Genomic DNA, 20,136 nt, shown 5'->3' with positions numbered 1-20,136 from the left:
CGCCCCTCGGGGCGCCGGCACCCGGGGCCGGCGTCAGTAGATGAGGACGTCCCAGTGGCTGCCCTCGTTGCAGTACAGGTTGCCCGACGCGGCCTTCCACTGCGGGTAGCCGTCGCCCCGGAGGCCGATGTAGGTGAAGCTGTTCTGGATGTAGTTGTCGATGCAGGAGCTGCGGGCGATGTCGACCTTGTAGCCGTTGTAGTGGCTGTAGGTGCCGGAGGCGTGGCCGACCTCGGTCCCGCCCGTGATGTTGATGGCGCAGCCGCTGGCCTGCTTGAGGGTGATGACGGCGCTCACCGTGCCCGAGTTGATCTGGTCGAACGAGGTACAGGTGGAGTTGGACCTGGTGGTGCAGCCCCCACTGGAGCTCCACGTGACGCCGGCGTTGCTGAGCTGACTGGCGGCCGTCGACTGCGACAACTTGGTGCCGCTGGCGCCGGCCGTGGGCGCCGAAAGCGCGAGGCCGGCCAGGGCCAGGGCGACGACGGTGGCTGCGGTGCGTGGCTTCATCTGCATCTCCCGGTGAGGATGGTGTGCCTCCGACTCGGCTCCCTGCCCTCCTGCCGCGCCTCGGCGGGAGGGCGGAAAGCCCGGAGCCGGGCCTGAGGAACCGGCCCGGACGAAGGGGACGTACGCAGTGCTGTGACGCGGCGGTGCTCCGGCGCGAGGGCCGACCGATCCGTCCGGCGCCACCGCCCGCGGTTCCCGGGCAACGGGGACGACGGGCTTCGAGCGCCGGCATCGCACCAGGATGCCCCACCGTTGTCTATGCGAGTAGACCCCGGTCTGTGAATTTCGCGTGACGGGGAGCGGCCTTCAGCGCGTCGAAGCGCTTCACGGGGCGCCGCACGATCACGGAACCGGGCCCCTGCGGTACGGCCGGGCGGGGTACTCCGTCGGGGCAGTGGCGGCGTGGCCGCTGGCGCGTCGTGCGCGCACGGAGTAGACGACTCTTCGACGCGACGGCAGCGACGGTCCCCGGGGCCGGGACAGGGTGTGGTGGGCCGAGGATGCGACTGGCTCTCGTGACGTGCTTCAACGCGGACTGGCACTTCGGCAAGGTCCCCTCGCCGTACGTGCCGCTGAACCTCCTCGGGCTGGCCGCGGTGGCCCGGCGCAGCGGGCACGAACCGGTGGTGGTGGATCCGACGCTCGCGCTGCTGGAGGGCCGGGTGGGTGACGGGCCCGAGTTCCACCGGGAGGTGGCGGAACTCATCTGCGAGTCCCGGCCCGACGTCGTCGGCCTCACCACGATGTGCAACTCCTACCCTCAGACGCTGGCGCTGGCCCGGCAGTGCCGCGAGCTGGATCCCGACGTACGGATCCTGCTCGGCGGCCCGCAGGCCTCCGTGGTGGACGTCGCGACCCTGCGCGAGTTCGGCTGGATCGACGCGATCGTGCGCAACGAGGCGGACCGGTCCCTCGTCCGGGTGCTCGACCGGTGGGCGGCGGGCGACGACCTGGCCGGCGTGGCCGGCACCACCTGGCGGGGGCCGGACGGCGGCCCGGTGCGCGAACCCGCCGCACCGCTGCTGCAGGACCTGGACGAACTGCCCTTCCCCGCCTACGACCTGTACCCCTTCGAGCGGACCCTGCAGGACCTCGCGCCGGTGGAGGCGGGCCGGGGCTGCCCGTACGGGTGCACGTTCTGCTCGACCAACGTGTTCTTCAACCGCGACTACCGGATCAAGTCGCCGGCCCGGCTGATCACCGAGATGCGGCACCTGCGGGACGCCCACGGATTCACCCGGTTCGACCTGGTGCACGACATGCTGACCGTCGACCGGCGGTGGGTCCTGGCGTTCTGCGCCGCCCTGCTCGACGGCGGGCAGGGCTTCGAGTGGGCGTGCAGCGCGCGGACCGACCGGGTGGACGACGAACTGCTGGCCACCATGGCCGCCGCCGGCTGCCGCGGGATGTTCTTCGGGATCGAGACCGGATCCCAGCGGATGCAGCCGCTGGTGCGCAAGCGGCTGCGCACCGACGCGGTGCTGCCGGTCATCCGCTCCGGCACCGACCGGGGGATCTCCTGCACCGCCTCCCTGATCGTCGGCTTCCCGGAGGAGACCACCGAGGACGCGGTGGCCTCGCTCGACCTCGCGCTCGACGTCCTGCAGCTCTCGCCGGACACCCAGGCGCAGATGCACCTGCTGGCACCACTGGTGGGCAGTCCGCTGTACGAGGAGCACCGCGAGGAGCTGCGCTTCGACGGGCACAGCTCCGACATCTCGCTCTTCCTGCTGGACGAGGAGGAGATCGCGACGGTCACCCGCCACCCCGACATCTTCCCGAGCTTCTACCACATCCCGACGCCGCACCTCGACCGCGACCTGGCCAAGGCGATCTCCGCCGCCACCTACACCTGCCCGACGCTGTTCCTCGCGCTGCGCACCGCCGGCGCCGACCTGCGGCAGGTGCTGACCGGCTGGACGCGCTGGCAGCACCGGCACGTCGGCCCGGAGCAGCTCCGGCCGGACTACTACCTCTACGGGTTCGTCCCGGACCTGTGCCGGTACCTGGCGGCCGAGGTCCTGGACGGGCTCGGACCGTGCGCCCCGGTCCTGCGCGACCTCATGGCGTACGTCGAACTGCGGTACGCACTGCAGCGCCGGCTGACCGAGGACGGGACGGTCTTCCGGGCCTTCGACTGCGACGTCCGGGAGCTGAGCGCCGCGCTGCGCACCGGTGGCGGCCTCGACGTGGAGCGCGTAGCGTCCGACCTGCTGTTCGTGAACCTGACGGCGTCCCGGGGCCGCGGCTACGCCTTCCTGGAGGTGTCGGTCCCGCGCACCGCCGACCCGCTGGTCCGGCCCGGGGACCGGCTGGAGATCCGCGACCCGGTCCGTCAGCTGCTGTCCCGTCCGGAGCTGGTCATCCGCAACACCTCGCAGCGGCGCGCCTTCGCCGCGAAACACCATCTGACCGAGCGCCACGTGACGGCGCTGGGGCTGCGGCGGGAACCGGCCGGCACCGCCACCGGGTGACCGGGCCGCGGCCCGCGGCCCGGTCACCCGCCGGGCCCGCCGGTCCGGACCCACCGACCGAAGTAGTGCACAGGACACCGGTACACCGAGACGAAGGAGAACATGATGGCTGGAGACGTGGCAGCGGAGCGCGGCAAGCCCGTCGGCGACCTGCCGTTCGAGGAGCTGGCGTTCGAGGAGGTCCCGTTCGAGGACCTGCCGGTCGGCGAGCTGGGGCTCGTCGAGCTGGAGTCGCGGGTCGAGGCGGAGGCCCAGGCGAGCGGCGTCACCACGGTCGTCACGACGGTCGTCTCGGGCCGGTGGTAGCCGAACGGCCGAACGGCGGGGTCCGGGTCGAACGGCACGTCGGCTGGCGGGGCGACAACGCCCTGGTGGAGGAGGCCCGGCGGCCGCTGCGGCGCCGGGTCGCCCGCCTGCTGCAGGTGGACGGCCTGCCGGCGACCGCCGGCCTGCCGTCCGAACGGCGGATCGCCGCCGGGGTCGACCCCCGGGTCTTCTACACCTACCCGCTGCTGTTCTACACCGCCTTCCCCCGCGTCTCGCTGGCGCAGCTGCGGGCGCTGTCCGTCAGCGGCTCGTACCTCTTCGACTACGTGCTGGCCCTGGACGAGGTACTGGACCGCCCCTGTGCCCGCACCGGGGGCGGCCTGCTGCTGGGCGGCCTCCTCCAGCGCGAGGCGCTGCACGGGCTGTACGCGCTGCTGCCGCCCGCCAGCCCGTTCTGGGGCCACTTCGACCGCTACTTCGGGCACTTCTGCCAGGCGGTGCTGCGCGAGGAGGCCCGGCACCGCGGCCTGCTCCAGCCGTACCCCAGGGAGGAGCTGGAGCTCGTCTACGCGGGCAAGTCCGCGATCGCCAAGGCCTGCCTCGCGGCCCTCGCCGTACTCGCCGGGGACGAGCGGCCGCTGGCCGGGCTGGAGGCATCGCACGACGCCCACTACGTGGCCTTCCAGCTCGCCGACGACCTGGCGGACTGGCGGATCGACTACCGGCGCGGGCACTACTCCTACCCCCTCACGGTGGCGTTCCTGCGGGCCGGCTGGCAGCGGCGGGTGGAGTCGGCCGAGCGGCCCCCGGTGTCCGAGGTGGCCGAGCTGCTCGCCCGGGAGGGCGTGGTCGAGGAGGTCCGCGCGCTGGCGCTCGGCCACCTGGACCGCGCCGAGGGCGCGGCCGACCGGATCGCCGAGGGGAGCTGGCACGCCGCCATCCGGACCACCCGGCAGCGGATCGCGGGCCCGACGCTCGGCCTCGACCTGCCGACCGAGCCGCCCGCCACTGCTCCGCACGGTGCCCCGGCCGGGGCGGCCGCGGCAGTCGGGGCGTTCGGGGCGGCTGCCTGGCGGGGCGACCGGCGGACACCCGCGACACCGGTGGCGGCGTCCTGGCGGCCCTGGCTCGATGCCCACCGGGAACCGCGCACGCCCGGGCCGGCGGTGCTGGCGGAGCAGTTCCGGGTCCTGGGGACCGCCGGCCCGGCGCGCACCACGGGTGAGGCCCTGTGCCAGGTCGGCCTGGCGATCGCGGCCTCGCGCCGGGCCCTCCCGCAGTTCGGCCTGGCCGAGCACCTCGGCGTTTCCGCGGCCGAACTCGACTGGCTCGACCAGCACGGCCCGTGGCTGGACGGCCTGCTCGCGCTCGGCCTCGACGAGCCGCCCGAGCCGTGGCGGCCGGTCCGCGCGGAGCAGTCGGGCCGGGTTCCGTCGGGCGGGGTGCCGGGCTGGGTGCCGCCGGCGGTCGGCCGGTACCTCGGCCACCGGCTGGTGAAGGGAGCCGGGCCGGGCGGCGCCCAGGCCCCCGACGTGCTGCTCCGCGCCTACCGCGCCGAGTCCGTGGCCTAGGACGGAGGCGACCGTGACGCTGCTGCTGATGGAGACCCGTGACACCGACCGGGTGTTCGCCGAGCAGTGGGCGGGCCTGCCCGGCCGCGAGGACCGCCCGTGGGACCCGGCGCAGCCGCTCCCCGGGGCACTCTTCGACCACCTGCCGTTCCTGCTGTACGAGTACTTCGCGACCGTCCCGATGGGCGCGGCCCGACGGGTGGCGCTGGCCGCGCGGGCGGGCGGCGCGGCCCGCTTCCTGCGGTTCCGGCAGAGCCGGGGCCAGTGCGCACCGGCCCGGGCCGACCGGGAGTGCGCGTCCCTGCGGCGTTACGCCACCCGGCAGTTGGCGGACGACCTGCCGGGCCGGGAGCCGTTCCGGCAGTCGCTCTCCGCCGGTTACCGCCGCCCCTGGGACCCGGCCGGCGCCGGGGCGGAGCTCGCGCACACCACCACGGAGGCGTTCGCCGCGCTGGCCGGGACGCCGGAGCCGGTCGGACCGGTGACCGAGTCGCAGAGCCGCCTGTACGCCGGGCTCGCCCGCTACCGCGAATGCGTCGACTGGAAGGAGGACTTCCTGCACGGCCACCCCTCGCAGCTCGTCCCCCGGCTGCTCGCCGAGCTGGGCCTGACGCCCTCGGCGACCCGCGCCGCCCGAACCGAGCTGGTCGCCGACGCGGCCCGCCGCTTCCACTACGGCGGCCTCGCCGAACACACCCTCGACGAGGCCGCCGAGCAGCTGTGCCGTGCGCTGGCGGCGGTGACCGACCTGCCGCCCGCGGGCTGGGTGGAGCGGCTCATCGGCTTCTCCGAGTCCGTCCGCGGGCTGCGCGCGGACCTCGACCGGATGCGCCGGGACGGGCTGGCCCGGGCGCGCGCCGCCGCGGGCCGGGGCGGCCGTCCGGCGGCGCGGCGGGACACCGCCCCCGGCGCCACCGTGGCCGCGGGCGGCAGGTCGGTCACCGCCGATACGATCGCCGACTCCCTTGCGGCAGCAGCCCGTTACCTGCGGCGGGAACAGGATCCGGCCGGCCGCTGGGGCGACTTCCTGCTGCTCGGCCAGCAGAGCACCTCCTGGGTCACCGGCTACGTCGGCTGGAACCTGGCGACCGTCGGCACGGCGGCGGACGCCCCGGCCCCGGCTGCGGCTGACTCCGGGGCCCCGGCGAACGCCCCGGCCCCGGCACACCAGATTCCGGTGAACTCCCTTGCCGCGGCTGCCGATTGGCTGGTCGCCAACCGCGCTCCGGGAGCCGGGTGGGGATACAACGGCCAGTGGCCGGTGGACGTCGACTCCACGGCGAACGCCCTGCTGTTCCTGACCCGGATCGGCGCGCCCGAACCGCAGCGGTGGCGACCGGCGTTGGACTGGCTGCTGTCGACGCAGCGACCCGACGGCGGGTTCACCACCATCGTGGACCCGGAGCCCTGGCTCGTCCGGTTCCACTCCGACGCCGGCGACCTGCGCGGTTGGACCTCCTCGCACCCGTGCGTGACCGCCGTGGCCGCCCTGCTGCTGGCCGGCCTGGACGGAGAGCGGGAGCGGCGCGCGGCGCTGCGGGCCGCGCGCCGGCTCCTGGACCAGCAGCGCCCGGAGGGCAACTGGGAGGCCTACTGGTGGGCGAGCGCGTTGTACACCACGTGCCGTGCGGTGCAGGCGATCGGAGAGCTGAGCCGCCGTACCGACCTGCCCGGGGCGGCAGCGGCCCGGGCGGGAGCCGCCGGGTGGCTGCTGCGCGCCCAACGCCCGGACGGGGGTTGGCCGCACGCGCCGAACCGCGCGTGCGCCGCCTTCGCCACCGCGCTGGCCGTCCAGGCGCTGGGCGAACTGCTCACGGCGCCGCCCGGAGACGACTGCCCGGCCCTCCGGGCGGCCCTCGCCCGCGGCACCCGGTGGCTGGTGGAACACCAGCGACCGGACGGCAGTTGGCCCGTCGTGCCGATCCTCCGGGTGCCCCGGCCGCAGCTGACGGAGCCCTGGGAACAGACGTCGTGGACGGAATCGATCGCGGGCCTCGACGTCGTCGCCGAGGACTGGCGGCGACTGTTCACCACGGCGACGGCGCTCCGCGCCCTGCACGTCGCATCGCCGACCGGCGGTGCGGTGCCCGCAATCCCGACAGGAGACCTGTGATGGCAACAGAAGAACGGCAGAGCGTGCCCCGGCGGTACCGCGCCACGGGCGCGGACGAGACCCGCCAGCTGATCGCCAGGATCCGCACCGCGTTCCCGGACGCCACCTTCACGCTGCAGCAGCGCGTCGTGGAGGACAAGGGCGCGGTCGCGTTCGTGTGGTCGGTGCGCGGCACCCAGAGCGGCGAGGTGGACGGCTACCCCGCGACCAACGCGCCGGCCACGCTGACGATCGTCACCAGCGCGCTCATCGAGCCGGCCGGTTCACGTTAGGCGACGGGCTCTGGCCGACGGGCTACGGCCTCGGTGGCTCCGGCGGTGGCTCCGCCGGGGCCACCGCCGTTCCGTCGCGTTCCCCCAGCGGTTGAGGGACCGGGGCCGCCGCAGCATCATGAAGGGGTGGCCCGCCCGGACGGCGGTCCGGTCACGGGACACCTGTCCGTCCTGTACGCGATTGCGCCCCTCTCCCGCCCCTCGAAACCGTGCGCCGTGCGGGACGCCGTGCGGGACGCCGCGCGGGCCGTCCTGCGGGGACGGGGACGCCCGGTGAACCGCGCTCGAACGTCCGGAACGAGAATTCGATGACCGAGAATTCGATGACCGAGAACGAAACCGCCATGGCCGCCGGTGACTTCGCCTTTTCCGAGGGGCCGGTGTGGTCGGTGCAGTTCGCCCAGACCAAGCCCGGCCTGACCAACGCCTACCTCGCCAACCTGGGGGCGCGGTGGAAGCCCCTGATGGAGGAGGCCAAGCGGCAGAAGCTGATCCGCGACTACCGCATCCTGGTCTCCCCGCCGACCGGCCGTGACGACTGGAACGTCATGATCGTGACCGAGGTCGAGAACATGGCCGCGCTGGACGGCTACAGCGAGCGGATGGCCGAGCTCTCGGCCCGGCTCGACGGGCCCGACCGGAAGTCGCACGGCTGCGCGCAGTTCCGCGAGCTGCTCGGAATGAGGCTGGCGCGGGAGGTCTTCCTGAAATGACGCCCCGCAAGTGACCCGAAGCCCCGCCGATCCGAGGCCCCGCTGACGCGAGGCCTTCCCGGCGGAGAGTTCCTCGCTTCGAAGGAGGAGAACCATGGAGCGCACGACGGAGCCGAAGGACGGCAAGAAGACCCTCGACCTGAAACGGTCCACCGTGGGCAACCTCGACGACCCGCTGCTCACCACCCAGGGCTGGAGCCTGTGGACCTGCGACGAGACGGCGTCGGCACCCGGGGCGCCCGAATCCCGGCGGGGGCGCACCAAGCGGCGCGGGCCCGAGTAGATGCCGCGGAGCCTCCCGGGAGGGCGGGGCACGGCCCTCCGAGCCGTCCCGCGCGTCAGCCGCGACGACTTCCGCGCACCGCTGCGCAAGGGCGAGCCCCGGGTCGTCCTGGACAACGTCCGGGACTGGCCTGCCCTGCACCGCTGGGACGCGGACTACCTGCGGTCCGTCGCCGGGGAGCGGGAGGTGACGGTCCGGGAGACGAACGGGCCACCCCGGAACGTCTTCCAGAACCTCGCGGCCGGCGGGCGGACCTCCTTCGGCCGCTACCTCGACTGGGTGCTGGAGACCGCCGGCGGGCTGGAACGGATCGCCCTGTCCTGCCGCGGCGCCGGTGAGATCACCCGGGCGGTGTGCGCCGACGGGTTCCGCTGCTCGTACTACCTCGACGCGAAGCTCCGGCAGCTGTCCGAGGACCTGCTCGACGACGCGCCGCCACCCGGCTGGTACCGACGCGGTCCGATCGACACCAACCTCTGGTGCGGCGTGCTCGGGACCTCCTCCGGACTGCACTGCGACGTGACGCCGAACTGCAACGTCCAGGTCGTCGGACGCAAGCATTTCGTCCTCTATCCGCCCTCGCAGGCCCGGCGCGTCTACCGCATCCCGCAGATCACGCACTGCCGCTTCGACCCCAACCTCCCCGACTACGAACGGTTCCCGCGGGCCCGCGGCGCAACCGGGTGGCAGTGCACCCTGGACGCAGGTGAGTCGCTCTACATCCCGGTGGGCTGGTACCACCAGGTGACGGTGGTCTCGGCCTGGGCGCTGAACGTCAACTTCTTCTGGCCGCGCCCGCTCGCCCAGGGGCTGTCGGCCCCGCCGCTGTGGCCGTTCCTGCTGCGGCGCGGGTGGGCCCGGCTGCGCGACCGGAGCTGACCGGCGGTGGGGTCCGACGCGGCCGGCCCCGGCCGGCCCGTGCAGGATGAGCCCGTTCGGGGTGGGCCCGTGCAGGGCGAACCGGCCTGGGAGGCCGCGGAGTTCTTCGTGCTCCGCACCCCGCTGCTGCCCCTGGAGGCCCTGCTGGGCCTGGGCGAGGGACTCGCCGCCGCGCGGTGCGGCGGGCACCCGGACCTGGTCGGCGCCGCCGTCCGGCGCGACCGGCTGCGGGTGCGCGCACGGCTGCGGGCGCTGTACGGCCGTGCCGACGTCCGGGAGGCGCTGTCCGTCGCCTCCTCCTCGCTCACGACGGGCCTGGACACCTGGGAGCACTCACCCGACAGCCGGCGCGGCCGGAACGCCGAGCACAGCCTGCTGCGCTACCTCGCCCGGATGTCCGCCAGGCCGACCCCGTTCGGACTCTTCGCCGGCTGCTCGGTCGGCTCGGTCGACCCCGCGGAAGACGGCCCGACCGCCCTCGAACTCGGACCGTCCTCCTCCTACCGGCGCCGCACCGGCCTGGACTTCGGCTACCTCGGCGCGCTGACCGCCGACCTGCGGCGGCGGCCGGAGGTACGACGGCACCTGGTCCACCGGCCCAACTCCAGCCTGTACCGGAGCGCCGGGCGGCTCCGGTACGTCGAGGTGCTCCGGACGGACGCGGGCCCGACCCACCGGCTGGTCGAGGTCGAGCCGGCGCCGTGGCTCCTCGCCGCCGTCGACCGGGCGGGATCCGGCGCCCGCCCGGACGAACTCGTCGCCGCCGTACTCGCCGCCGAACCGGACGTGGAGCCCGGGGAAGCCCGCCGGGCCGTCGAGGAGTTGATCGAGCACCAGATCCTCGTCCCCGAGCTCGCACCGCCCGTGAGCGGGCCCGAGCCGCTGGCGGACCTGCTCGCCCAGGTCCGGCCGTTCGCCGAACGGGCCGGGCTCGGCCCCGTCACGGCCGCGTTGGACGCCGCGCGGCGGCAGCTCGCCATGGCGGACCGGCGGCCGCCGGGCGAGGCGTCCGGCCACTACGCCCGCGCGGCGGCGCTGCTCACCTGCCCACCGGTGGCGGCGGACCCGTCCGGGCCGGCCGGGCTGTTCCGGATCGACCTGGTGAAGCCGGCCGCGCGGGCCGTGCTGGGGCGTGCGGTGGCCGCCGAGGTGCTCCGGGGCGCCCGGCTCGTCCACCGCTTGGGCGGCACCCGCCCGGACCCGCAGCTCGCGCGGTTCACCGCGGCCTACCGGACCCGCTACGGCGCCCGCGAGGTACCGCTGTGCGAGGCGCTGGACCCGGAGTCCGGCCTCGGGTTCCCCGTCCGGGCCGCCCCGATGGCCGCCGCCGAACCGCTGCTCGCCGGCCTGGACCTCGCCGGCCTGGGCCTTGCCGGCCTCGACCCGGACGGCCTCGACCGCGCCGGCCTCGCCGGCCAGGACGCTTCCGGTCGGCCGGTGGACGGCGAGCAGCGCTGGGACGGGCGCCACCGGCTGCTGCTGACCTGGCTGGGCGAGGCGGTACGCACCGGCGCCCGGGAACTCGTCCTCGGCCCGGAACGGCTCGACGCGCTCACAGCCGCCGACGAGAGCTCCATCGACCGGCCGCCGCTGCCCGACTCCTTCGGTGTCGTGGCGAGCATCCTCGCCGAGAGCCCGCAGGCGGTGGCGCGGGGGCGCTACCGGGTGCACATATCCGCCCTGGGCGGACCCTCCGGGGCGTACCTGCTGGGCCGGTTCTGCCACGACGGCGACGACCTCACCCGGTGCGTCCGGGCCCATCTGCGCGCCGAGGAGGCGCTCAGGCCGGACGCGGTGTTCGCGGAGATCGCCCACCTGCCCGGCGAGCGGATCGGCAACGTCCTGTGGCGGCCGCTGCTGCGCGGCCACGAGATCCCCTGCCTCGGCCGCTCCGGGGCGCCGCCCGACCAGCAGATCCCGCTGACCGACCTGACCCTCGCCCCCGACGGCGACCGCCTGGCGCTGCGCTCCACCCGGCTGGGGGCCGAGGTCGTCCCGCGCCTGACGTCCGCGCACCACTTCGCCGCCCCCGCGAACCTCGGCCTGTACCGCTTCCTGTGCGCGCTGCAGGCCCCGCAGCAGGCGCACGGGCTGGACGCCGTCCTCGGGCCGCTCGCCGCCGCGCCGTACCTGCCGCGGATCGTCTCCGGGCGCCTGGTGCTCGCCCGGGCGCGCTGGAACCTGACCGAGCGCCAGCTGTTGCGCTTCACGGCGCCGTCCCCGGGCGAACGGTTCGTCGCCGTACAGGAGTTGCGCCGGGAGCTGGGCCTGCCGCGGTGGGTCGCCGTGGCGGAGGGCGACCGGCTGCTGCCCGTCGACCTGGAGAACACCGTCTTCCTCGACATGGCGGCCCGGCTGCTGGCCGGCCGCTCCACGGCCACCGTGGCGGAGCTGTTCCTCGGCGACGAGGACGTGCTCGCCCGCGGCCCCGAGGGGCGGTTCACCCACGAGATGGTGGTCCCCTTCGTCCGTACCGGCGCGCACCCGCCCGCGTATCGGCGGGCGCACCCGCCCGCGCGCGGGGCCGACCCCGGGCCACCGCGTGCCGCCGACGCGCGACAGTGCGTACGGAGCTTCCCGCCCGGGTCCGAGTGGCTCTACGCCAAGCTCTACACCGGCTCGGCCGGCGCCGACGAAGCCCTGCGCCGGGTCGTCCGGCCGCTCGTCCACCGCGCCCTCGCCGAGGGCGCGGCGGACAGCTGGTTCTACGTCCGCTACGCCGACCCGGACTGGCACCTCAGGGTGCGGCTGCACGGCGATCGGCGGCGCCTGGCCGCCGACGTCCTGCCGGCCCTGTACGACGCGGCGCAGCCGCTGCTCGCGGACGGTGTCGTCCGGCGCGTCCAACTCGACACCTACGAGCGGGAGATCGAGCGCTACGGCGGGCCGCTCGGCATCCGGCTCTCGGAACTCCTGTTCCGGCAGGACAGTGAGGCCGCGCTGCGCACCGTCGAGTCGCTCGGTGCGGAGGGCGGTACGGAGGGCGATACGGAGGGCAGCATCGAGCGCGGTGCGGAAGGCGGCGCGGACTCCCGCTGGCGGGCCGCGCTGGTCGGCATCGACCGGCTGCTGACCGACCTCGGCCTGCCGCGGGCCGAGAAGCGCGCCCTGGTGAGCGCCGCCCGCGACCGCTTCCGCGCCGAGTTCCGGGTGGACCAGGCCGCGCGACGCGGGATCGGCGGCCGTTACCGCCGCGAACGCGCCGCCCTGGAACGACTGTTGGCGGACCCGGGTCCGTGCCCGGGCATGGGCACGGACCCGGGCACGGCGGACGACACGTCCGCGGCCGTCCGGTCCCTCGCGGCGGAGCTGCGCGAGGGGGTGCGGACCGGGCAGATCGGCACCCCGATCGCCGCCCTGGCGGGCAACTACGTCCACCTGCACGCCAACCGGGTGCTGCGCTCCGCCGCCCGGGCACAGGAACTGCTGCTCTACGACTTCCTGTCCCGCCTGTACGCGGCGCCGGAAGCCGGAGCCGCCGCCCCGTCGGCCCGGCCGTCGCGGCGCAGCACCATCCCCTCGGAGCCGATCCGGTAGACCGGGGCGAACCCCGCCTCCGTCAGCACCCGGGCGAGCCTCGGATGCTGGTACAGGACGTGGACCTCCCTGGGGGCCCGCTCCAGCGAGGCGGTCAGCCGTCCGACGACGGCCCGCAGCGTCTCCTCGGGGAACGGGTCGAAGAGGAAGACGGTGTCGACCCGGTCCGGCACCTCGAACCCGGCCGCGTCCGCGCAGTGCACCTCGGTCCGACAACTGCCGGCCCCGGCCCGGCGTCCACGCAGGTTCGCCCGGGCCACGGCGCAGAGCTCCGGGGACAGCTCCACCCCGACCGCCTCCCGGAAGCCGTGCCGCGCGGCGAGCAGCAACGCCCGGCCCTTGCCCGAGCCGAGGTCGAGCAGCACCCGCCGACCGTCCGCGGGCAGCACCCGCACCAGCTCGGCGAACAGCCAGGGGCTCGCCCCCTCGTGCCGGGCCGCCACGTCGATTCCGGTCTCGGTGCCGTGGCGCAGGTCGAAGAGCAGCTCACCAGCACCCAGCCGGACGGCCCGGACGACCCCGACCCGACGGCACACGGCGGGGAACGCCCGTGCGACGATCCCCAGCCGGCCGACGAGTGCGTGGAGAATGACCGATCAACCCCTCGGACGAGGACGGGTGCACGGGCTCGCCTCCAGGCTATCGAGGCCGGGGCCGTCCCGCGCGTGAGGAGCGACCGCGGACCCCGATGAAGGCGGCGTCGAGGGCGGGGACGTCCACCAATGACACTCAGGAATGAGGTGCTCAGCGCTTGGCGGCGGCCTCGGCAACGCCTTCATGAGCCTCATCGTCACCGTCGGGCGACGACGGGAACTTCCGCATGGTGCGCATCGGCGAAAGGAGAATCGGAACGAAGGCGAAACAGCCGGCGGCGGCACACACGAAAAGCCCCTGGCGCACCCCGAGCCAACCAGCTGCGGCGCCGCCCAGCATGGCGATGGCCTGAAGGCCGGGTCGGCGGCCGCCTGATCACCGGCAACGAGGGCGGCCCCGGCCTGCCCGATCCGCTGGCTTCGCGGACCGGGCAGGTGATCAGTCGACGGGCGGGCCGTGGGTGTTCAGCAGCTCAGGTTGTTGCCCGGTACGGTGCCGAGCAGTTGGGTGAAGCGCTGGTAGGCGTTGATCCGGCTCTGCACCTGTGCGGGGTTGCCGCCGTTGCACTCCAGTGAGCCGTTGATGCTGCGGATGGTCTCGCCGAAGCCGTAGCCGTTGACGATCGCGTTGTGGGGGGTCATGGTGCCCGGCCCGTTCTGGGTGTTCCAGTACCAGAGCGCGGTCTTCCAGGCGACGGCCGGGTCGGTCTGCACCAGGTTGGGGTTGCGCAGCAGGTCGATGCCGAGGGCGTCGCCGGCCGCCTTGTAGTTGAAGTTCCAGCTCAGCTGGATCGGGCCGCGCCCGTAGTACGCGGCCTGCCCGGCCGGGCAGCCGTACGGCTGTGAAGTGTCGCAGTAGTGGGGGTAGTTGGCGGTGTTCTGCTCGACCACGTAGACCAGCGCGCCGGTCTCGTGGTTGACGTTGGCGAGGAAGGCCGCGGCCTCCTGCTTGCGGACGGTGTCGCTGCCGGTGGCCGCGAAGGCGGGGTAGGCGGCGAGGGCGTCGATCAGGCCCTGGTAGGTGTAGAAGGGGTTCCGGTTCGGGAACATCTGGTCGAACTGGGCCTGGCTGACCGGGAAGCCGCTCGGGTTCGGCGTGCCGGTGGACGTGGATGTGGGCGTGGCGGTCGGGGTCGTCGTCGGGCCGGTGCCGCAGCCGCCCTGGTCGGACCAGACGCCGGAGCCTCCGGTGCTGGGCGGTTCGTTCTGGGTCCACCACTTGGCGAGCCAGTTGTGGCCGTTGTAGGAGACGGCGGCGCCGCCGGTGTAGACGGCCGAGGAGTTCCAGGGCGTGGCGCAGACGGCGGCGCTGGCGTTGGCCGCGGGCAGCAGCAGGACCACCGCCAGTGCCGTGGCGACGGCGGAGAGCAGTGCGAGCAGGCGTTTCGTGGACACTTGATCACCCCTTGTGCGGTGTGGGGCCGCACGGTCGTGGAGGTAGGGACGTCGGGGCAGGGGAGCCGGGCCCCGCGGGTGGGGGCACGTCGTGGGGGACGGGCCGACCGGGGTGCGGGCCGGTGCGGGGCTGACCCAGACTCAAGCGGAATGGTCTATACCTGTCAAGGGGTTCCCGGAAAAAGACGCACCCCGCGGAACGGCCGGGGAGGGAACAGGGGCAGGGGGCGGCTCCGGCTCGGGGGAGGGGGTGGGTTCGAAGTCTCCGCGCCCCCGCGCGCCGCACAGGACCGAGGCCGAAGCGCGCAGCGGCACGAGCACCGGGGTATCGGGAAGGCGGTATCGGCACGTGGGTATCGGCACGTGGGTATCGGGCGATCACGGGAGGTTCCATGAGTGAGCAGCAGGAAGTGCCGCCGATCTCGATCTTCTACCGTCGCGACGGGCTCGGCCCGGGCCCGGCACTGGGTGAGGCCCAGCGCGGGGACCGGGTTCGGCGCGTCCAGGACTTCTGGCTGCACCGGGTCGGTGAGTACTGGCTCGTCACCCGGCACGCCGACGTGCGGCGCGTGCTGGCCGACCAGGAGACGTTCGCGATGTACGACCCGCAACGCGCTCCGGTCCTGCCGAACGAGCTCCTCAACATGGACCCGCCGGAGCACACGCGGCTGCGCCACGTCCTGACGCCGGAGTTCACCGGGAAGCGGATCCGCTCACTGGAGCCGATGATCCGCACCCTGGTCGGCGAGCTGATCGACGCCATGGAATCGCGGGGTCCCACGGCGGACCTGATGGCCGACTTCGCCCTGCCGCTGCCGCTCGGGGTGATCTGCGCGATGCTCGGCGTTCCCGACCCCGACCAGGGGCGGTTCCACCGCTGGTCCCGTACCACGCTGGATCTCGGGCTCCCCATCGAGGAACGGCTCGTGGCCGGCCGGGAATCGCACGCGTACATGGCCTCCCTGGTGGCGGAGAAGCGGCGCAGCCCGGACGACGGGATGATCGGCACGCTCGTCCGGGACCACGGCGGCGCGGTGTCGGACTCCGAACTGGTCGGCGTCTGCGAGTTGCTGCTGCTCGCCGGCCACGTCACGGTGTCCAACACGATCGGCCTGGGCGTGCTCGCCCTGCTGTCGCACCCGGAGCAGGCCGACCGGTTGCGCGACGCTCCTGAGGCCGATCCGGTGATCGACACCGCCGTCGAGGAACTGCTGCGGTACCTGTCCGTGTCCAGCACCGCGCTGGCCCGGACCGCGCGGTGCGACACCGCGATCGGCGGCGTGCCGATCAAGGCCGGTGACCAGGTCGTCTGTCAACTGCCGGTGGCCAACCGCGACCCGGCGCTCGGCGCCGGGATGGACCGCTTCGACATCGCACGCACACCCGTGTCGCACCTGGCCTTCGGGCACGGCCCGCACCACTGCCTCGGCGCGCCGCTGGCCCGCGCCGAACTGCGGATCGCGGTGCCCGCGCTCCTGCGGCGACTGCCCGGTCTCGCGCTCGCGTGTCCCGCCGAGGACGTGCCCTACCGCGTCAACAACGAGGTCTACGGTCTCGACGCGTTGCCTGTCACCTGGTGACCCGTGACGGTGACGGGAACCAGGGCGGCGTCGAGCAACGGTGCGACGGACGTCCGCTGCGGCCTCCGGCACCTCGGCCGCACCGTCCCGGCAGATCGGAGAACGGCTTCACCGGGCGCGACACCACCTTCAGGACCTGGAACCAGCCCCACCCGGCCCGCATACTGGCGGGAGCCGACGGCATCCCGGTCCACGGCGACCAGCGCTCGGAGCGGGACGTGGGACGCGGGACGAGGCAGGCACTCGTTCCGGCGCGGGTGCCGGGGCGTCCGCCGTCCACCGACGCCGACGAGGAAGAACCCGCCATGACCTACACCGTGGATTTCGACACCGTCTCGACCGTCGGTCTGGAGTCTTCACCCGTCGCGGAGGCGCTGGCCGGTCTGCGGGCGAACGAGGCCCGCTATTTCAGGAACAAGTACGACCACGTCTTCACGGTGGAGCCGGCCGGCGACGCCCAGGAGGCCGTCGACTGGGTGCACCGGATCCTCAAGGAGGAACGGGACATCGTCATCGCCTCCCGCCCGCTGGAGGCCACGGCCTTTCAGGTCGAGAACATCCGCATGGCCTATGTCTTCTACGAGAGCGGGCTGTCGATCAACGTGATGTACACCGTCGACGACGCCAAGAAGCGGGCGGTCGGGTTCAAGCTCTCCGAGGGGATGGAGATCCCGGAGGAGCTCGCCTCCCGTTTCAAGTTCGCCCGGCAGAAGTCGAAGCTCGCCGGTGTCATCCGCGGCTCGTTCTTCGTCGTCAAGAACGAGTACTGACCGCGGCACCCCCGCGTCCGGCGGCCCGGCTCCCGGCCCCCCGGGGACCGGGGGGACCGGGGGGACCGGGACACCGACCGGGGGTCCCGGCTGCTCCCGGTGTCACGACTGCTCACCCGCCCGCAGTTCGGTGGCGATCCGGCGCCGGCCGGCGACCAGCGTCTCCACCACCACCCCGAGCCCGACCAGCAGGGCCAGGCCCGCGGTGGGCAGCAGCACCGGCATCAGCACGGGGACGACGACGTCCCCGACCGTGGCGCCGACCAGCGTCGAGATGTCGAAGGCCCCGCCCAGCAGGGCGACCGCCGCCAGTGCGACCAGGCCGCCGCCGACGGCCGCGGCCAGGGTCTGCGGCAGCGCCTCGGTCATGATCAGTGCCAGCCCCTGCCGCGGCCGCATGCCCATGGTGCGCAGCCGGGCGAGCACGGCGGTGCGGTCGGGTGCGGCCCGGAAGAGCGTCAGCAGGACGGCGAGCAGGGCGAATCCGGCTCCGGCGGCGGCCGCGTACCGGAACAGCCGCCCGGCGGCGTGCTGCAGCGGGTCGTCGCCGAGCGCGGCGGCGGTCTCCCGGCTGCTGTGCACGGTGTATCCCGAGGGCAGGCCGTGGGTGTCCTTGCCGACGGCGGTGGCGTCGTCCGCGATCAGCTTGGCCAGACCGACCGGCCGGTCCCCGCTGTTGTCCCGCAGGACCGTCCTGACCCGGTCGGGGTCGACGTCGCCGACGGCGAACCACGTGTTGACCCGCCTGGTGTCCGGCAGTCGTTCCCAGGTGGGGCCGGCGGGGACGACGACGAACGGCTTGCCCGGGTCCGGCAGTGCGGGGGTGGCGCCGACGGTCCCGGCGACGGCGAGGTGCAGGTCGTTGCCGTTGGGCGTGCGCACCCGGGACGGCCCTGCGGCCAGGCGTTCGGCCAGGTCGCGGCTGACCAGGGCGGGCACCGGGGTGTCCCGGCCGCCGCCGGACGTCCCGGCCAGCCTCGCCGGATCGAACCCGCCGACCCCGAGGGCCCGGGCGATCTCGGCGTACGCCGCCGGGTCGGCCACCACCACCAGGTCGGCCTCGGTGTAGTCCCGGTCGGTGGCGAAGAAGCGGGCTCTGGGCTCGATCCAGGCCGCGGTCGAGGCCCGGACGCCCGGCAGGGCGGCGGCGGCCTCGGTGAACGGCTCGGTCAGGGTGGCGTAGTCCGGGAGGGCGACGCCGATGTCCCCGCCCGTGGCGATGCGCGCGGCGCGGGTCCGCACGTGGTCGACGGTGTCGAGCACGGTGGCGCCGAAGCCGGTCGTGGTGACGGCGATCAGCAGGGCGAGCAGCGGCAGCACGGAGGGCTTGCGGCGGCCCGAGCCGTCGCGGGCGGCCCGGGCGAGGCCGAGGAAGCCGATCGGGCCGCGGCCCCGGCCGGCGAGGGTGGCCAGCCGGCCGACCACCACCGGCTCGATCCTGGCCAGCAGCAGTCCGCCGGTGACGGCGAGCAGGAGCGGCGCGGCGACCAGCAGCGGGTCCACCCCGGCCCCGGGGTGGCCGACACCCCGGCGCCGGACCTCCGCCACGGCCGCGGCGGTGACCGCCAGGACGGCGAGTTCGCCGACCAGTCGGCGGCGGCCGCCGGCCGGCCGTCGACGGGACCACAGCAGGGCCGCGCGAACCGGAAAGGCCAGCAGCGCGATCAGGGCCGCGACCAGGGCGGCCGACACCGCGCGGTCCCACCGGGGGGTGGGCAGCAGCACCAGGGCGAGGGCCGTGGCGAGCACGGCGGCGGGCAGGACGGTGACCGCACCCTCGCCGATCAGCCGTCGCAGCACCCCGGCGAGGGAACCGCCGCGAGCCCGGAGCAGCCGGATCTCGGCGGCGCGCCGGTCGGTGGTGAGCGCGGCGGCCAGGAACAGCACCACGGTGGCGACGCCCGCGACGCCGGCCGGGCCGATCGCGCTGAGCGGCAGCGAGGCCCGGTAGCGCTCGTCCGCCCGGGTGAGGACGTCGGGCAGGCCGGAGACGGTCTGCAGGTCGGTGCGTCCGGTCGCGTCGAGGAGGGCGGTGGCGTCGCGCCCGGTCAGGAAGGATCTGATGACGTCGCGGGTGCGGTCGATCCGGTCGGCGTGCAGCGAGGCGGGGTCGACGGGCAGCCGCCAGAAGTTCTCGGCGGTCGAACCCCAGCGGACCAGCGCGGGCAGGCTGCCGCCGTCGACGAACCCGCTGGTCGTCCAGTGCTCGTGGTCGGCCTTGGTGTTCAGGCAGGCGCGGGCCGGGCAGCCGAGGTCGTCCCAGAAGGGGTCCTGGGGGTCGTTGACCCGGTAGAGGCCGACCACCACGGTGGTCCGCCTGGCGCCGGAGCTCTCGACGCCGTTGTCGATGACGTCACCGAGCTTGATGCGGATGGTCTCGGCGGCCTTCTCGCTGACCACGATCGGCAGCGGACCGCCGACGGCGCCGGGGGTCGGCCAGGTGCCGTCGGTGAGGGTGGCCCGGGCGGCCAGGTCGTGCAGGTGGAGCAGGCTGAGGGCCGGGTAGGGCTCCTTGTCCGAGAGGTGGGCGTACCCCGGATTGGCCATGGAGTGGTCGCCCAGGGCGCGGGCACCGTAGGCCTGCCCCGGCTGGGCCGGCGTCAGCCGCCGGCCCAGCTGTTCGATCAGCTGCCGCTGCACCCGGTCGAGTTCGAGGGCGTTGTCGTCGTCCCTGGTCCTGGAAGTGGTCTGCAGGCTGGTCTGGTTGGGGCCCTTCCCGCTGACGAAGTCCTGGAGTGCCGTGTCCGCGCCCCGGTCCGCGAGGCGGGGGAAGGCCGCCGCCAGGAAGACGGTGACGAACGCGAGGGCCGCCATGAGCAGCGCGGACAGCGGGTTCGCCCGCAGCCTGGTGCGGACCCAGCGCGGTGGGCGCTGGGCGGAGTCGCGGGTGGGCACGCGGGTGCCGGCCTGGGCGGTCACTTCTCCTCCACGTGGCGCAGCCTGCGCACGACGGAGCCGAGCATCACGTTCCTCCCCGGTTGCGCCGCCCCGGCCGCATTCCGTCCCACTCGTCGATCCGGTCCGGGGACGTCGGCTGCGGACGGGCACCCTGGGGGCGCACCGGCGCAGTGATCACCGGCCTTCGGTCACCGGATAGCGGACGATGCTGTCAGATTCAATCCGGGAACGGAAGGGACTTGCGCGATTCACGTGAGCGAGGGGCGAATTCCTCGTCCTGC

16 protein-coding genes are annotated in these 20,136 nt (G+C 74.3%); 11 read left to right on the top strand and 5 right to left on the bottom strand.

The features are described 5' to 3' along the window. Window positions 1–33: 33 nt before the first annotated feature. A complete protein-coding gene (locus tag ACZ6EM_RS03680; RefSeq protein WP_380352678.1) occupies window positions 34–516 on the bottom strand; it encodes a hypothetical protein in 483 nt (160 codons plus the stop codon). Window positions 517–1,010: 494 nt separating this feature from the next. On the opposite strand from ACZ6EM_RS03680, the gene ACZ6EM_RS03675 reads away from it, so the two are divergent. The 9 genes from ACZ6EM_RS03675 (at window position 1,011) to ACZ6EM_RS03635 (ending at window position 12,619) form a co-directional block, all read left to right on the top strand. Continuing rightward, a complete protein-coding gene (locus ACZ6EM_RS03675) occupies window positions 1,011–2,984 on the top strand; it encodes a B12-binding domain-containing radical SAM protein (RefSeq protein WP_401043497.1) in 1,974 nt (657 codons plus the stop codon). A gap of 105 nt (window positions 2,985–3,089) precedes the next feature. Continuing rightward, window positions 3,090–3,290: a hypothetical protein gene (locus tag ACZ6EM_RS03670; RefSeq protein WP_380356405.1), complete on the top strand. Its 201-nt coding sequence runs from the start codon at window positions 3,090–3,092 to the stop codon at window positions 3,288–3,290. After that, window positions 3,284–4,822: a hypothetical protein gene (locus ACZ6EM_RS03665; RefSeq protein WP_465771544.1), complete on the top strand. Its 1,539-nt coding sequence runs from the start codon at window positions 3,284–3,286 to the stop codon at window positions 4,820–4,822. The genes ACZ6EM_RS03670 and ACZ6EM_RS03665 overlap by 7 nt, the downstream gene beginning before the upstream one ends. 13 nt (window positions 4,823–4,835) lie before the next feature. Continuing rightward, window positions 4,836–6,935 (top strand): prenyltransferase/squalene oxidase repeat-containing protein, encoded by a 2,100-nt coding sequence (locus tag ACZ6EM_RS03660; protein WP_401043504.1) that lies wholly within the window; start codon window positions 4,836–4,838, stop codon window positions 6,933–6,935. Next, entirely contained in the window at window positions 6,935–7,207 is a 273-nt protein-coding gene (locus ACZ6EM_RS03655) for an ester cyclase (protein ID WP_465771543.1), read from the top strand. Before ACZ6EM_RS03660 ends, ACZ6EM_RS03655 begins: the two co-directional genes overlap by 1 nt. A gap of 323 nt (window positions 7,208–7,530) precedes the next feature. Then, on the top strand, window positions 7,531–7,920 hold the full coding sequence (locus ACZ6EM_RS03650; protein WP_401043505.1) for a hypothetical protein: 390 nt from the start codon (window positions 7,531–7,533) through the stop codon (window positions 7,918–7,920). Between the two features lie 94 nt (window positions 7,921–8,014). Then, entirely contained in the window at window positions 8,015–8,203 is a 189-nt protein-coding gene (locus ACZ6EM_RS03645; RefSeq protein WP_401043508.1) for a hypothetical protein, read from the top strand. Beyond that, window positions 8,204–9,082 carry a cupin-like domain-containing protein gene (locus ACZ6EM_RS03640; RefSeq protein ID WP_465771542.1) on the top strand — a complete coding sequence of 293 codons (879 nt, stop codon included), beginning with the start codon at window positions 8,204–8,206 and terminating at the stop codon, window positions 9,080–9,082. Between the two features lie 69 nt (window positions 9,083–9,151). Next, window positions 9,152–12,619: a lantibiotic dehydratase gene (locus ACZ6EM_RS03635; protein ID WP_465771541.1), complete on the top strand. Its 3,468-nt coding sequence runs from the start codon at window positions 9,152–9,154 to the stop codon at window positions 12,617–12,619. On the opposite strand, the gene ACZ6EM_RS03630 is transcribed toward ACZ6EM_RS03635, so the two are convergent. The 3 genes from ACZ6EM_RS03630 to ACZ6EM_RS03620 form a co-directional block, all read right to left on the bottom strand. Next, complete coding sequence (locus tag ACZ6EM_RS03630) at window positions 12,514–13,155, bottom strand: class I SAM-dependent methyltransferase (RefSeq protein WP_465771540.1); 642 nt, start codon at window positions 13,153–13,155, stop codon at window positions 12,514–12,516. The genes ACZ6EM_RS03635 and ACZ6EM_RS03630 overlap by 106 nt on opposite strands. A 208-nt stretch (window positions 13,156–13,363) precedes the next feature. Then, window positions 13,364–13,552 (bottom strand): hypothetical protein, encoded by a 189-nt coding sequence (locus tag ACZ6EM_RS03625; RefSeq protein WP_401043518.1) that lies wholly within the window; start codon window positions 13,550–13,552, stop codon window positions 13,364–13,366. 125 nt (window positions 13,553–13,677) lie between these two features. Continuing rightward, complete coding sequence (locus ACZ6EM_RS03620) at window positions 13,678–14,607, bottom strand: glycoside hydrolase family 19 protein (protein WP_465771539.1); 930 nt, start codon at window positions 14,605–14,607, stop codon at window positions 13,678–13,680. A 392-nt stretch (window positions 14,608–14,999) separates the two neighbouring features. Here ACZ6EM_RS03620 and ACZ6EM_RS03615 point away from each other — a divergent pair, with 392 nt between their 5' ends. Together ACZ6EM_RS03615 and ACZ6EM_RS03610 are read left to right on the top strand one after the other, a co-directional pair. Next, window positions 15,000–16,187: a cytochrome P450 gene (locus ACZ6EM_RS03615; RefSeq protein ID WP_465771538.1), complete on the top strand. Its 1,188-nt coding sequence runs from the start codon at window positions 15,000–15,002 to the stop codon at window positions 16,185–16,187. Window positions 16,188–16,492: 305 nt separating this feature from the next. Continuing rightward, the gene (locus ACZ6EM_RS03610; RefSeq protein ID WP_401055614.1) at window positions 16,493–16,957 is read left to right on the top strand and encodes a phage tail protein; all 465 of its coding nucleotides are present in this window, start codon (window positions 16,493–16,495) and stop codon (window positions 16,955–16,957) included. A gap of 102 nt (window positions 16,958–17,059) precedes the next feature. On the opposite strand, the gene ACZ6EM_RS03605 is transcribed toward ACZ6EM_RS03610, so the two are convergent. Then, on the bottom strand, window positions 17,060–19,876 hold the full coding sequence (locus ACZ6EM_RS03605) for a hypothetical protein (RefSeq protein ID WP_465771537.1): 2,817 nt from the start codon (window positions 19,874–19,876) through the stop codon (window positions 17,060–17,062). Window positions 19,877–20,136 lie beyond the last annotated feature (260 nt).

The organism is Kitasatospora sp. NPDC041917 (genome assembly GCF_055589745.1).
This window is presented reverse-complemented; position numbering and strand designations above follow the sequence as displayed.

Bases quoted from the DNA above. Each gene is read 5' to 3' on its own strand.
- ACZ6EM_RS03680 (WP_380352678.1), bottom strand. From the start codon at position 516: ATGCAGATGAAGCCACGCACCGCAGCCACCGTCGTCGCCCTGGCCCTG.
- ACZ6EM_RS03675 (WP_401043497.1), top strand. From the start codon at position 1,011: ATGCGACTGGCTCTCGTGACGTGCTTCAACGCGGACTGGCACTTCGGC.
- ACZ6EM_RS03670 (WP_380356405.1), top strand. From the start codon at position 3,090: ATGGCTGGAGACGTGGCAGCGGAGCGCGGCAAGCCCGTCGGCGACCTG.
- ACZ6EM_RS03655 (WP_465771543.1), top strand. From the start codon at position 6,935: ATGGCAACAGAAGAACGGCAGAGCGTGCCCCGGCGGTACCGCGCCACG.
- ACZ6EM_RS03650 (WP_401043505.1), top strand. From the start codon at position 7,531: ATGACCGAGAACGAAACCGCCATGGCCGCCGGTGACTTCGCCTTTTCC.
- ACZ6EM_RS03645 (WP_401043508.1), top strand. From the start codon at position 8,015: ATGGAGCGCACGACGGAGCCGAAGGACGGCAAGAAGACCCTCGACCTG.
- ACZ6EM_RS03640 (WP_465771542.1), top strand. From the start codon at position 8,204: ATGCCGCGGAGCCTCCCGGGAGGGCGGGGCACGGCCCTCCGAGCCGTC.
- ACZ6EM_RS03625 (WP_401043518.1), bottom strand. From the start codon at position 13,552: ATGCTGGGCGGCGCCGCAGCTGGTTGGCTCGGGGTGCGCCAGGGGCTT.
- ACZ6EM_RS03615 (WP_465771538.1), top strand. From the start codon at position 15,000: ATGAGTGAGCAGCAGGAAGTGCCGCCGATCTCGATCTTCTACCGTCGC.
- ACZ6EM_RS03610 (WP_401055614.1), top strand. From the start codon at position 16,493: ATGACCTACACCGTGGATTTCGACACCGTCTCGACCGTCGGTCTGGAG.